At 71.7% G+C, this 13,955-nt stretch carries 11 protein-coding genes; 3 read left to right on the top strand and 8 right to left on the bottom strand.

The annotated features are described in order from the left end of the window. The 8 genes from ACWEPL_RS62955 to pepN all read right to left on the bottom strand — a co-directional run. The coding region (locus tag ACWEPL_RS62955) for a serine/threonine-protein kinase (protein WP_452442459.1) at positions 1–1,063 on the bottom strand (1,063 nt) is incomplete at its 3' end. A gap of 10 nt (positions 1,064–1,073) precedes the next feature. Then, a complete protein-coding gene (locus ACWEPL_RS62950; RefSeq protein WP_452442457.1) occupies positions 1,074–3,314 on the bottom strand; it encodes a glycoside hydrolase family 31 protein in 2,241 nt (746 codons plus the stop codon). Continuing rightward, a complete protein-coding gene (locus ACWEPL_RS62945; RefSeq protein WP_452442455.1) occupies positions 3,311–4,453 on the bottom strand; it encodes a glycoside hydrolase family 15 protein in 1,143 nt (380 codons plus the stop codon). The genes ACWEPL_RS62950 and ACWEPL_RS62945 overlap by 4 nt, the downstream gene beginning before the upstream one ends. A gap of 18 nt (positions 4,454–4,471) precedes the next feature. Next, on the bottom strand, positions 4,472–5,728 hold the full coding sequence (locus ACWEPL_RS62940; RefSeq protein WP_452442453.1) for an ABC transporter substrate-binding protein: 1,257 nt from the start codon (positions 5,726–5,728) through the stop codon (positions 4,472–4,474). 12 nt (positions 5,729–5,740) lie between these two features. Beyond that, entirely contained in the window at positions 5,741–6,499 is a 759-nt protein-coding gene (locus tag ACWEPL_RS62935; protein ID WP_452442451.1) for a carbohydrate ABC transporter permease, read from the bottom strand. A gap of 103 nt (positions 6,500–6,602) precedes the next feature. After that, the gene (locus tag ACWEPL_RS62930; RefSeq protein WP_363980665.1) at positions 6,603–7,499 is read right to left on the bottom strand and encodes a carbohydrate ABC transporter permease; all 897 of its coding nucleotides are present in this window, start codon (positions 7,497–7,499) and stop codon (positions 6,603–6,605) included. Further along, on the bottom strand, positions 7,496–8,695 hold the full coding sequence (locus ACWEPL_RS62925; RefSeq protein ID WP_452442449.1) for an ROK family protein: 1,200 nt from the start codon (positions 8,693–8,695) through the stop codon (positions 7,496–7,498). The genes ACWEPL_RS62930 and ACWEPL_RS62925 overlap by 4 nt, the downstream gene beginning before the upstream one ends. A gap of 127 nt (positions 8,696–8,822) precedes the next feature. Beyond that, on the bottom strand, positions 8,823–11,387 hold the full coding sequence (pepN, locus tag ACWEPL_RS62920; RefSeq protein WP_452442447.1) for an aminopeptidase N: 2,565 nt from the start codon (positions 11,385–11,387) through the stop codon (positions 8,823–8,825). Between the two features lie 90 nt (positions 11,388–11,477). Here pepN and ACWEPL_RS62915 point away from each other — a divergent pair, with 90 nt between their 5' ends. The 3 genes from ACWEPL_RS62915 to ACWEPL_RS62905 form a co-directional block, all read left to right on the top strand. Then, entirely contained in the window at positions 11,478–12,098 is a 621-nt protein-coding gene (locus tag ACWEPL_RS62915) for a mycothiol-dependent nitroreductase Rv2466c family protein (protein ID WP_452442445.1), read from the top strand. Positions 12,099–12,225: 127 nt separating this feature from the next. Further along, entirely contained in the window at positions 12,226–13,629 is a 1,404-nt protein-coding gene (locus ACWEPL_RS62910; protein WP_452442443.1) for an aldehyde dehydrogenase family protein, read from the top strand. 117 nt (positions 13,630–13,746) lie between these two features. Further along, a partial coding sequence (locus ACWEPL_RS62905) for a hypothetical protein (protein ID WP_452442441.1) occupies positions 13,747–13,955 on the top strand: 209 nt, incomplete at its 3' end.

Below are 13,955 nucleotides of genomic sequence, written 5' to 3'. Positions count from 1 at the left end.
CCGGAGGCGTGGACGGCCTCCTGGTGCTCGGCGTGGGCGGGGTGGCGGTGACCGAGGTGGCGTCCACGGTGGGCGACACCTCGTCGACGGTGGTCGCCGGGCCGGCCGGGCGCAGCCAGACGGACCCCGCCACCACCCCCGAGACGACCACCGCGACGGCCGCGGTGAGCACCGCCCGCAGCGTGCGGTGGCGGCGCGGCACGAGCGGCCGGTCGAGCGGCCGGTCGAGCGGCCGGTCTGGGGCGTCCATCGCCTTGCGCGCGGCCTCCGCCATCACGGCGGCCGACGGCCAGCGCCGGTCGGGCGTCTTCTCCAGCGCCCGCGCCACCACCTGGCGCGGCCCGGGAGGCACGTCGTGAGGCAGCTGCGGGATGGGGGCGTTGAGGTGCTTGAAGATGATCTGTACGGGTGTGTCGCCCTGGAACGGGAGCTCTCCCGTCAGGCACTCGTACGCCACCACGCCCAGGGCGTAGACGTCGACCGAGGGCGTCACGTCGCTGGCCGTGGCCAGCTCGGGGGCGCAGTAACCGGCCGAGCAGAGCATCGTTCCCGTGGCCGTCAGATGGCCGGCCGAGGCCGAGTGGGCGATGCCGAAGTCGGTGAGCACCACGCCGCCGTCGGTCCTGATCATGAGGTTGGCGGGCTTGACGTCGCGGTGGACGATGCCCTGCGCGTGCGCGGCGGCCAGCGCGTCGCCGACCTCCGCGATCAGCCGCATGGTGGCCTCGGCGCCGAGCGGGCCGCGCCGCAGGACGCGGTCGAGCGACTCGCCGCGCACGTATTCCATCACCAGGAAGCTGACCTGGCGGCCCTCGACCTCGCAGATGCCGTAGTCGTAGACGTCGACCACGCCGGGGTGCCGGAGCGTGGCCATGGCGCGGGCCTCGTTCTGGAAGCGCTGGATGAACGCCGGGCTTTCCGACAACGCGGGCATGAGCACCTTGACCGCCACCGCGCGCCCGAGAACCGTGTCGTCGGCACGCCACACCTCGCCCATGCCACCGCCGCCGAGGCGGTCGGCGAGCACGTAGCGATCATTGAGAGTGGTCCCGGCCCCTAGCACGCTACCGAGGCTAACATCGTGTCCGGCGTGCTTTCGGCAAGTCGGTGAACACTCCCGCGAGGCGTGTCCAGTGCTCCTTCGCGCAGGTGAGGGGCGGGCGATCGAGGGCGGCGGGCAGTGTCACCTCCCGGCCGCCCGCCAGGTCGCGCCCGGTCCAGACGTCGATCCAGTCGCCGTCCGGAAGGTAGACCGAAATTTCCGAAATGCCGGGTTCTGTCACGGGGGCCACGAGGAGCGCGTCCCCGAGCTTGTACTGCAGAGGGTGGCGCCAGACCCGCGGGTCGCGCGGGTGGTCGAAGAACAGGCCGCGCATGAGCGGCGCGCCGCCGCCGACCGCCGTACGGGCCTGCTCCACCAGGTACGGCACCAGCCGCTCGCGCAGCTCGGCCAGCCGCCGGAACACCGGGATCACCCGCTCGTCCCCGGTCCGGGCGGCGACGTTCCACGGCGTGCGATCCCTGAGGGGCGCGCGGTGGTGGTTGAACTCCGAGTGGTACTGCATGATCGGCATGAACGCCGCCGCCCCCGCCGCCCGCAGGTACAGCTCCGCCTCCGGCACCTCGCCGGAGAAGCCGGCCAGGTCCCAGCCCCAGTAGACGATCCCGCAGGCGGAGGCCGTGATCCCGGCCCTGATCGAGGACCTGAACGCCTCCCACGTGGAGTCCTCGTCCCCGGCCCAGAACGCGCCGTGCGGCTGCGACCCGGCGAACCCGGCCCGGCTGAACGTCACCGGCGCCTTGCCGCACGACCGCAGCAGGTCGCCGAAGGCACGCGCGTAGTGGACGGGGAACAGCCCGTTGCCCGCCGCGCCGTCGCGCCCGTCGGCGTAGCGCAGGTCGTGGCCCCAGGCGTGCTCGCCGCCGTCCGTCTTGAAGCCGTCGACGCCCACCTCCTCGACCAGGTAGCGGCGCTTGGCCGTCCACCAGTCGCGTACCTCCTGGGAGGACAGGTCGGGCATGAGCGCGAGCGGGAACCACCAGCCACGGTTGCGGTAGGGGCGGCCGTCGGGCTCGCGCACGCCGTACCCGCGCTCGACGAGCTGGCCGGCGTCCACGGCGGCCTGGTGCCGCGGGTGGGGGCGCGTCTTCTGCAGCGGGATCTGCCAGAGCAGCACCTTGATGTCCCTGCGGTGCAGCTCGTCCACCATGCCCTTGGGGTCGGGCCAGGGCCCGTCGGGCGGGAAGGTGTAGTCGGCCAGGCGGTGCGGCTCCTGGGAGGGCTCGTACCCGGCCCCCCTGAACGCCGTGAACGTGCTCTCGTCGCTCCACGCCTCGATGACCAGCGCGCCGACGGGGATGCCGTGCTCGCGGTGGCGGTCCATCTCGGCCAGCACCCGCTCCTGCGTGTTCCACTCGTTGCCGCTGGCCCACAGCCGGAACACCCACGGCGGCAGCTCCGTGGGCCGCCCGACGTCGTCGAGGAAGCCGCGCAGGACGTCGGCGGGCGCGGCGCCGTCGTGGAAGCGCACGCCCAGCTCGCCGTCCCGGCCCACCTCGGCCTCCACCCGCACCCGGCCGGGCGTCGAGGCTCCCACGTCGTACCAGGTGCGCCGCGAGGTCCGCACGTGCCAGCCCCAGCTCGCGGGCCCGCCCACGACCATCGCGAACGGCATCGGCAGGTAGGTGCGGCCGTGCCGCCCCTGCGCCTTGTACTGCTCGAAGACGACCGCGTCGAGCTCGCGTCCGCGCTGGTCCACGGCGTCGAACCGCTCGCCGAACCCCACGACGTGCTCCTCCGGCCCCAGCTCCAGCTCGAAGCGCACCCGCAGCGGCCCGTCGCCGTCCGACAGCCACCGCACGCTCCCCGGGACGATCCGGTCGGCGCCGGTGACGTCGAGCTTCCCGCCGTCGTCCGACCAGCTCGCCGCCGACACCTCGAACCACCTGCCGGTACGGGTCCCGCCGCCGGCGGCCGTGGCGCGGAAGCGGTAGGCGTAGCGGTGCCCGGCCCGTAGCGCGGGCGTCCGCACGGCCCACGACCCGGCGGCGGCCCGCGTGGCCCTGGCCTGGGCGGCGGCGAGATGGCCGCCGTCCACGCCCGCGCCGGCCCGCGTACCGCCGTCGCTCCTGGTCAGAGGGAGCTCGATCGGCGGCGCGCCGTCGGCGGCCCACTCGCACACCACGGCGGTCACGTTCGCCGAGGCCCGCACCCGCAGCTCCACCGGCTCCCCGTCCACGGGTCTGGCCGGGACGCGCTGGTCCTCGGTCTCGGCGTACGGGTGCCCGGAGCCGTGCGGCCGATGCCGGATCATGCGTGTACTCCCAACTCGTCGGCGAGGATCAGGTACATGCCGTGCGACCACAGCAGCGGCGTGGCCACGGGCCCCCAGCGGTCGAGCCACTCCTGCCGCCGCCCGGGCGCCAGCAGCAGGTCGGACACCTGCTCGGGCAGGTCACCGCCGGGGGTGGCCTGGGCGGCCATCCAGTCCAGGTAGCGCCGGGCCTCGGCGGGGCGTCCCGCCCGGGCATGGTTCCAGCCGAGGAAACCGGCCAGCAGCACCCACCGGCCCCCGCCGTAGAAGGTGTCGGCGAGGTAGCGGTACACCCCGCCGTCCCTGGCGAGCACGCGTTCCACCTCGGCAACTGTGGCCGCCCCGACGGGGTGCGCGGCCGAGTAGAGGCCGAACGGCTCCACGCACGCGAGCAGGCTCGCGTCCACGGCGTCGCCGCCGAGCCACTTCCGCAGCCGCGGCGGGCCGGACCCGTCCCGGGTGGGGCCGTCGCGCTCCACCGGCACCGCGACGGACCCGTCCCGGATGAGACCGTCGCGCTCCACCAGCGCCGCGATGCCCTCGACCGCCTCGGCGGCCGACGCCTCCTCCGCCGCGCTCAGCACGCCGAGCGCGGCGGCGGCCCGCAGGCCCGCGTGGATCGAGCCGAGCGTGGCCACGTGCCGCTGCTCGACGTGCTCCTCCCACCAGTCGTAGCAGGGCAGGTGCCAGAACGCCGTCAGGTACCGGACGGTCGCCCTGACCCCCTTCTCGACCCCGGGGACCGCCCTGCCGTGCCGCGCGGAGTGCTCGCGCAGTGCCCAGAGCCACGTCCCGTACCCGTCGAGCTGGAAGTCCCACCAGTCGTCGTCCCCGTCCACCCCGTCGAGGGTGAAGCGGGTCGGCAACATCTCCGCGACCGGTACGGCCTCGCCCCGGGCGGCCCGCGAGACCAGCGCGTCCACCTGGCCCGCCCGGTCGCCGACCGTACGGGCGCACCAGGCGTGGAAGGCGTCCGCCCCGGCCACGTCGCCGTGCCTGCTCACCCCCTCGGCGATGAAGGCCCCGTCCCGCAGCCACGAGTAGCCGCGGTAGGCGGAGAAGGTGGGCGAGGCCGGATAGGCCCCGGTGGGGGACTGCAACCTCTTGATCACGTCGAGGCTGTGCGCGACGAGGGACAACGAGAACTCTCCTAATGATCAGCCGAGCAGGGCGTTCACGTCGGCGGCGGCGGCCTTGAGCGCGTCCGCCACCGGCTTGCGCCCGGCCGCGGCCTCGCCGAGCTGCTTGGTCACCGCGTCCTGCATCTCCTGCTGCCGCTTGATGACCGGCGGCAGCGCGATGGACTTGAGCGAGTCGAACACGGCCTGCCGGTTGGCCGGCTTCGGGTCCTTGAGGTAGCCGGCGAGCACCTGCTGGTCGGCGACCGGCGGCAGCTCCCAGGAGGACTCGACGCGCGTGGTGGCCGCGGTGTCCGACGAGGACAGGAAGCGGGCCCACGCCCACGCCTCCTTGGCGTGCTTCGTGGTGGCGGAGGCGGCGACCGCGTTGTGGAAGACCGCGCTGGCCTTGGCGGCGTCACCGGGCTCGACGACCACGTCCCACGCGAACGGCACGTCCTTCAGCCCCGCGAACTGCCAGATGCCGTTGTGCCACATGGCGAGCTTGCCGGACTTGAAGAGGTTCGTGTCGTAGTCGGCGGTGCCGCCGATCTCCGCCTCGGTCGGCATGGTCTTCCCCACCTTGGAGACCAGCCACTGCGCCGCCTTGACGCCCTGCGGGCTGTCGAAGGCCGCCTTCTTCCCGTCGGCCGACAGGAACTCGCCGCCCGCCTGCTTGAGCGTCTTGTAGAACTCGAAGAACTGCACCGGCTGGAAGTCGCCGTACACGCCCTTCTTCCGGTCCGTCAGCTTCGCGGCCGCGGCCTGCTCGTCGGTCCACGTCCAGTCCGCCGTCGGCGGGGCGACCCCGGCCTTCTCGAACAGGTCCTTGTTGTAGAAGAGCACGACCGTCGAGAACGACGCGGGCAGGGCGTACTGCTTGCCGTCGCGCTTGAACGCGTTGAGCGACTCCTGCGCGTAGACCGAGGTGTCGCCGTCGCCCGCCACGCCGCCGAGGTCGAGCAGGGAGCCGGCACTGGCGTAGGTGACGAAGTTCTCGTAGTTGAGCTCGAAGGTGTCCGGCGCGGTGCCGCCCGCGATGCTGGTCTGGAGCTTGGTGAAGTACTGGTCGAAGGGCGCGGTCTCGACGACCACGTCCACCTTCGGGTTCTCCTTCTCGAAGGCCTTCTCGATCTTGTCCAGGTCATTGACGTGGTCGGGGGCCGCCGAGAAGGTGAAGTACCGCAGGGTCACCCTGCCGTCCGCGCCGGTCGTGGCCTTCGTGGCCGAGCCCTGGGAGCAGGCGGAGGCGAGCAGCGCCGTGGCCGCCGCGACGATGAGGAAATGTCTGGACATGGGGGGATTCCTTTACTTGAGCCCGCTCTGCGCGACGCTGGCGATGACGTGCTTCTGCGCGAAGACGTAGAGGATGAGGATCGGTACGACGCTGACCACCGAGCCCGCCATGACCACGTCCCACTCGGTGGTGAACTGGCCGTGCAGCGTGGCCAGGCCCAGGGGGAGGGTCATGAACTCGGGCGACTTGATGATGATCAGCGGCCAGAGGTAGCTGTTCCAGCTGGCCATGAAGCCGAAGATGGCGAACGTGGCCAGCGCCGGGCGGATCAGCGGCAGCACCACGTACAGAAAGATCCTGAAATGTCCGGCCCCGTCCAGCACCGCCGCCTCGTCGAACTCCCGCGGCACCTGATTGACCGCCTGCCGCAGCAGGAACACCCCGAACGCCGAGGCGATCGTCGGCGCGAGCAGCGCGAAATACGTGTCGACCAGGTTGAACGTGCGCATCTCGATGAACAGCGGCACGACCAGCACCGGCAGCGGCATCATCAGCGTCGCGAGATAGACCGCGAACAGCGCGCCCCTGCCCGGGAACGGCAGCCGGGCGAACGCGTAGGCCGCCATCGCGCTCGTGACGAGCTGCAGCGCGGTGGAGGCGGCGCCGATCCAGGCGCTGTTGAGCACGATGCGCCAGAACGGCAACGTCTCCATCAGCTTGCCGTACGCGTCGAGGCTCGCGCCCTCGGGCGTGAAGTCGGGCGGCACGGCCAGCACCGCGTCACCGGGCGTGACGGAGGTGATCACCGCCCACGCGAACGGGAACAACATCGCCAGCGCACCCAGCCCGACCAGCAGGTAGCGTGCTATCTGGCCGAGCTCCGCTCGGCGGACTCGGATGGATGTCCTCGCTTCGCTGCGGATCCATCCTCGGCTACCCATAGGTCACCCACCGCTTCTGACCTCGGATCTGCACGACGGTCACCAGCAGCATCACGGCGAACAGCAGCCAGGACAGCGCCGAGGCCGCACCCGCCCTGCCGTACCTGAAGGTCAGGTCGTAGATCTGCGACACCACCACCTGCGTCGCGCCCCCGGGACCCCCGCCGGTCATGATCTTGACCTGGTCGAAGACCTGGAAGCCGTTGATCAGCGAGATCACGACCACGAAGAACGTCGAAGGCGACAGCAGCGGCAGCGTGATGTGCCGGAACCTGCGCCAGGCCGACGCGCCGTCCACCATGGCGGCCTCCTGGTACTCGCGGGGGATCGCCTGCAGCCCGGCCAGCAGGATGATCATCACGAAGCCCAGGTCCTTCCAGGCCGAGGCCAGGATGATCGACGGCATCGCCCAGTCCGGGTCGGTCCACCAGCCGGGGCCGCTGATCCCGAGCAGGCCGAGCGCCCAGTTCACGACGCCGCCGGCGGGGTTGAGCAGCCACTTCCACATCAGCGCGACGACCACCCAGCTCGTGATCACCGGCAGGAAGTAGATGCCGCGCAGCAGGCTCCGGCCCCGCATCGCCCGGTTCAGCAGCACGGCCAGGCCCAGCCCGCCGACGTAGACGAGCGGCAGATAGCCGGCGATGAAGGAGAGCGTGTGCAGGAAGGCCGCCCGGGTCTCGGGGTCGCCGATCAGCTCGGCGTAGTTGTCCAGGCCGACCCAGCGCATGTCCGTGATGAGGTCCCACTCGTGCAGGCTCGTCCATAACGAGCCCAGCATCGGGATGAGCGTGTAGAGGGTCAGGGGGACGAGGCTGGGGAGCAGGAACACGGCGACGGTGACCCCGTACCGCCAGCCCTTCCTGGGCGGGCCCTGGATGGGGGTCACGGCGTCGCCCCGATCAGGCGGGCCCGCACCAGGCGGCCCTGCTCGCCCGCCGCCCCCGCCGCGTCGAACGGGGTGGCCAGCACCAGGGCCGCCGCGCCCTGGGCCCAGCTCGTGTCGTCCCAGCTCTCCACCTCGACGGAGATGTCGCGCCGGCCCGGGTAGAGCTGCGCCCTGAGCGCCGCGTCGAAGCTCGCCCGCCAGAGCGGCCAGTCGGCCGTCCCCTCGCCGAGCACCACCACGACCTCGGGGTCGACGACGTTGATGAGCCCGGCGGTGGCCCGCCCCAGGATGGCCCCGGCCTCGGCGAACACCTCCCGCGCCGCCGCGTCGCCCCCGGCGGCGGCCCCGCCGAGCGCCGGCAGATCGAGATGGACGTTCTTGGCCCGGGCCGCGGCGAGCAGTCCGGCGGCGCCGACGTACGCCTCCAGGCAGCCCCGGGCCCCGCATCCGCACACCGGCCCGCCGGGGTCCACCGGCAGGTGGCCGAACTCGCCCGCGCCGCCGCGCGCCCCCCGGTACACCCGCCCGTCCGCCACGATCGCCGCGCCCACGCCGCGCCCGATCGTCACCACGAGGAAGTCCCGGTGCGTACGCCCCCGCCCGTACAGCCGCTCGGCCGCCGCCAGCGCGTTCACGTCGTTCTCCACCAGCACCGGCAGTTCGAGCCGGCGCCGCAGCCAGTCGCCCACCGCCATGGCCCGCCACCCGAGCGTGGGGGCGTTCACCGTCCCGGCCGCCTGGTCGTCCACGCTGCCCGGCACCCCGACCCCGACCCCGAGCAGCGGCGGCGTCCGCTCATCGGCCGAGCTCTCCGCCACCACGGACGAGATCGCCCCCGCCAGCGAGTCGAGCGCGTCGGGCGCGGACGGGTCGAAGGGCCGCTCCCACGAGCCCAGCACCTCCCCGTCGAGCCGCACGTCGACGAGCACCAGGTGCTCGGCTGTCACCTTGACGCCCAGCGCCCGCCCCGCGCTCCCGACCAGCCCCAGCCGCACGGCGGGCCGCCCGCCGCGCGACGGCGTCAGGTCGAGCTCCTCGAGCATCCCGTGCCCCATGAGCTCCCGCGTGAGCTGCGTGACGGTGGCCGGGCTGAGGTCGAGCCGGCGCGCGATCTCGCTGCGGCTGAGCGGCCCGACCGTGCCCAGCAGGGCGAGGATCGCCGTCCGGGTGAGGTCTCCGCGATCGGTGCTTACCATGCGATGAGGGACTTTCTTCAGAAGTAAAGTTAGTCCCGAAATATCCCCCTTGGTTCGCGTGCCTGTCAACCCCCGGAAACGCGAAAGGACCCCCGCCGGTGGCAGGGGTCCTCCGTGAAACGGCGCGTCAGGCGGACGCGGCGTCCTTCTCCCGGTTGCGCAGCGCCCGGCTGACGCCGTCGGCGCCCTCCAGGATCAGCCGCCGCAGCGCCTGCGGCGGCTGCTCGGCCTCCAGGTAGTCCTGCGCGGCCCGCACCGTCTCCGGCTCGATGAGCAGCGCGGGGAAGCACCCCACCGCGAACGTCGACGCCTGGTCGAACGTCCACTCCCGGTAGATCCGTCCCACCTCGGCGAAGTACTTCTCCCGGTACGGCTTCAGCAGCTCGGTGTGGTGCGGCTCCTGGAACCCGGAGATCGTCGTACGGGCGATGTGGTTGGCCAGCTTGCCGCCCACGACCCGCTCCCAGGCGGCGGCCTTGGCCTCGGCCGTCGGGATCGCGGCCCGGCACTGCGCCGCCGACCGCTCACCCGTGGCAGTAGGGTCCCGCTCGAGCTCGGCGTCGATGTCGGCCTCGCCCAGCCGGCCGCCGGCGACCAGCGCGTGCACGAGCGACCAGCGCAGGTCGGCGTCCACGCTCAGGCCCTCGGGCACCTCGGAGCCGTCGAGGATGCGCTGCAGCAGGTCGAGGTCCGCGTCGGAGGTGGCCACCGGCGCGAACGCCTGCAGGAACGCGAGCTGGTGGTCGGAGCCCCCCGCGGCCTGGCCGAGCTGCGTGCGCAGCTCCGCGGCCAGCAGCGCCAGGCCCTCGGCCTGCCAGGCCGGGTCGGCGTACTGCTGGACGGCCATGCGCGCCTGGCGAAGCACCGCCTGCAGGACAGTGATGTCCTTGAGCGTCCCGGCGCCGGAGACGACCAGCCTGACGTAGTCACGCGTGGCCATCTCGCCGTCACGGGTCATGTCCCAGGCCGCCGACCAGCACAGGGCGCGCGGCAGCGACTCGGTGAACGCCGCGATGCCGCCGTCGACCAGCGTCCGCATCGAGCGGTCGTCGAGGCGGATCTTGGCGTAGGTGAGGTCGTCGTCGTTGAGCAGCACCAGGTCCGGCTGCTCCTCGCCGACCAGCTGGGCCACGCTCGTACGGGGGCCGACCACGTCCAGCTCGACCCGCTTGGTCCGCTTCAGCTCGCCGCCCACCAGCGAGTAGAGGCCGACCGCGACCCGGTGCGAACGCAGCGTCGGGTGCTCCGCGGGCGCCTCCTGCAGCACCTCGAAGCTGGTGAACCGCCCGTCGGACACCTCGAACTCCGGGCGCAGCGTGTTGACCCAGGACGTCTCCAGCCACTCCTTCGACCAGGACGAAAGGTCACGGCCCGAGGTCCGCTCCAGGGCGTTGAGCAGGTCCTTCAGCTCGGTGTTGCCCCAGGCGTGCTCGGCGAAGTAGTCGCGTACGCCGGCCAGGAAGTTGTCCAGGCCGACGTAGGCCACGAGCTGCTTGAGCACCGAGGCGCCCTTGGCGTACGTGATGCCGTCGAAGTTGACCTCGACCGCCTGCATGTCCGGGATGTCCGCGGCGATGGGGTGGGTCGAGGGGAGCTGGTCCTGGCGGTAGGCCCAGGCCTTCTCCACGTTCGCGAACGTGGTCCACGCGCCCTTGCCCCACCTGGTGGCCTCGGCCTGGGCCAGGACGGACATGTAGGTGGCGAACGACTCGTTCAGCCACAGGTCGTCCCACCAGCGCATGGTGACCAGGTCGCCGAACCACATGTGCGCCATCTCGTGCAGGATCGTCTCGGCGCGCCGCTCGACCACCGCGTCGGTGACCCGGGAGCGGAAGACGTAGTCCTCCAGGAACGTCACGCAGCCCGCGTTCTCCATGGCGCCGGCGTTGAACTCGGGCACGAAGCACTGGTCGTACTTCCCGAACGGGTAGCGGACCCCGAACACCTTGTGGAAGAAGTCGAAGCCCTGCCGGGTGACCTCGAGGATGTTGTCGGCGTCGAGGTGCTCGGCCAGCGAGGCCCGGCAGTAGATCCCCAGCGGGATGCCGTCGTGCTCCGAGGTCACCTTGTGGTACGGGCCCGCCACCAGCGCGGTGATGTACGTCGAGATGACCGCCGTGGGCGGGAACTCCCACCGCCTGGCCGGGGCCACCGCCCCGTGCCTGCCGCCCTGCTCCGGCAGCTCCTCGACCGCCGAGGCGGCGGCGTTGGAGACGACCTCCCAGTCGGCCGGGGCCAGCACGGTGAGCTGGAAGGTGGCCTTGAGGTCGGGCTGGTCGAAACAGGCGTACATGCGGTGCGCGTCGGCCGTCTCGAACTGGCTGTGCAGGTAGACCTTCTTGTCCACCGGGTCGACGAAGCGGTGCAGGCCCTCGCCGGTGCGCATGTAGCTGCAGTCGGCGTCCACGCGCAGCTCGTTGGCCGCGGCCAACGACGGGAGCGGGAAGCGGCCCTTCTCCTCGTCGTAGGCGGACACGTCGAGGTCCTCGCCGTTGAGCGTCACCTTGCGCACGTGGGCGCCGTGCAGGTCGATGAAGGTGGACGCGCCCGGCCGGGTGCTGGTGAAACGGACGGTGGTGACGCTCTCGAAGCGCTCCTCTCCCTCGGTCAGATCGAGTGCGACCTCGTACGACTCGACCTTCATCAACCGGGCGCGCTCACGAGCCTCGTCCCGGGTCAGATTGCCTGCCAAGTTGCGCTCCTTTTCACCACTTCATCGAACTTTGTCCGTATCGTGCCACGCTGGGAATAGGACCCGATCCACCTCAGGTTACGGGTCCACATGAGCGAAAAGATTCCCGTGGATCTGTGGTTCGATCCTGCCTGCCCCTTCGCATGGGTCACGTCACGATGGCTTCTCGAAGTTGAGAAGGTCCGTCCCATCGAGCCTCGCTGGCGCATCATGTCCCTCTACGTCCTCAACGTGGACAAGGACATCCCGGATGAGTACCGCAAGTCGACCGAGCGGGCCAGGGGCACCGTCCGGGTCGTCGCCGCCGCGGCCGCCAAGCACGGCGAGCAGATCCTCGGCCCGCTCTACACCGAGCTCGGCACCCGCCTGCACAACCAGGGCCTGGGCAGGGAGCCGGAGCGCCTGCGCGAGGTCATCGAGAGTGCGCTCGAGGCCACGGGGCTCGAGAAGGAGCTCTTCGAGGCCGTCGACTCCGACGAATGGGACGAGGCCATCCGCACCTCCCACAACGAGGGCATCGACCTCGTCGGCCAGGAGGTCGGCACTCCGGTCATCCGGGTCGGCGCCAACGCCTTCTTCGGACCGGTGATCACCAAGATCATCAGGGGTGAGGACGCGGGTCGGCTCTGGGACGGCGTGCTCGCCGTCACGTCCTTCGAGGACTTCTTCGAGTTGAAGCGCAGCCGGACCAAGCGCCCCGAATTCGACTAACTCTCTCATTTTCCAGGGGTCAATCATCGTACGCTGACGGAAGAACGCTGCTTGCGGTGTAGAAGACTTATCCCCGCATCAGGGCAAGCCTCGTCACCGCCACCTGAGCTCCTGACAGGATGGTGCTATGCGTCAGCTGTACATTGGCGGCTCCTGGACCGCTTCTGCGTCGGACGAGTCAATCGACGTCGTCAACCCGGCCACGGAAGAGATCATCGACCGCGTGCCCGCGGGATCTCCCGACGATGTCGAGTCGGCCGCGGGCGCCGCTCGAAAGGCCTTCCCCGGCTGGTCGGAAACCACCGCCTCGGAGCGCGGCAAGCTGCTCGGCGACGCCGCCGAGCTGCTGAAGCAGCGCTCCGAGGAGATCGCCAAGACGATCGCCACCGACATGGGCGCGCCGCTGGGCTTCGCGCGCAGGGTGCAGACGCTCATGCCGGCGACCGTGCTGTCCTCCTACGCGCAGCTCGCCGAGACCCACCCCCGCGAGTCGCGCGTCGGCAACTCGATGGTGGTCAAGGAGCCCATCGGGGTGGTCGCCGCGATCACGCCGTGGAACTACCCGCTGCACCAGATCATCTGCAAGGTGGCCCCCGCGCTGGCCGCCGGCTGCACCGTGGTGCTCAAGCCGAGCGAGGTGGCGCCGCTGGCGGCGTACGCGCTGGCGGAGATCTTCGCCGAGGTGGGCCTGCCGCCGGGCGTGTTCAACCTGGTCAGCGGGCGCGGCCCGGTCGTCGGCGAGGCCATGGCCGCCCACCCCGAGGTGGACATGGTCTCCTTCACCGGCTCGACCGCCGCCGGGCGCAGGGTGGCCGCGCTCGCCGCCGAGTCCGTCAAGCGGGTCGCGCTCGAGCTCGGGGGCAAGTCGGCGAACATCATCCTCCCCGACGCCGATCTGGCGCTGGCCGTCAAGGTCGGCGTCGCCAACTGCTTCGTCAACGCCGGCCAGACCTGCTCGGCGTGGACCCGCATGATCGTCCACCGCGACCAGTACGACGAGGCCGTCCGCCTGGCCGTCGAGGCGGCGCGCGGCTACACCGTCGGCGATCCCTTCGACGACTCCACCAAGATCGGCCCGCTGGTCTCCGCCACCCAGCGCGACCGCGTGGTCCGCTACATCAACCGGGGCCAGGAGGAAGGCGCCCGGCTGGTGGCCGGCGGCACCGAGCGGCCCCTCGATCGCGGCTACTACGTGGAGCCCACCGTGTTCGCGGCGGTGGAGCCGGGGATGACGATCGAGCAGGAGGAGATCTTCGGGCCGGTGCTGTCGCTCATCCCGTACACGAGCGAGGACAAGGCAGTCGCGATCGCCAACGACACGAAGTACGGCCTGGCCGGAGCGGTCTGGGCGGGCACCGAGGACCGCGCGATCGCCGTCGCCCGGCGGCTGCGCACGGGGCAGGTGGCCATCAACGGCGGCCGCTTCAACCCGCTGGCGCCTTTCGGCGGCTACAAGCAGTCGGGGGTGGGGCGGGAGCTGGGGGAGCAGGGCCTGGAGGAATACCTCGAGACCAAGGCGATGCAGCTGTAACGCCGTGCCGGTGGCTCCGTCGGCCCATCGGGTCGTGGGGCTGCCCACGGCCCGACGAACGCCCCGGCGACCCCGCACGCCCGCCCGCCCACCCACCGTTCGGCCAACCACATCGCCGTGAAGCCACGCTCCGAGAGCCGCGCCGCGCCCACCCGCGCCGTCCCGCGCCGTCCCGCGCCGTCCCGCGCCGTCCCGCGCCGTCCCGCGCCGTTCCGCGCCCGGCCCGGTGCGTGCCACGCCGCGCTTGGGTCGCCCTATCATCGCGGCCTGTGGACCAGCACCGACGGGTTCAGCTGGACGGCCGTGGAGGCGGCGGGCCTGGCCGC

The sequence above is a fragment of the Nonomuraea sp. NPDC004186 genome, from assembly GCF_053603495.1.
This window is presented reverse-complemented; position numbering and strand designations above follow the sequence as displayed.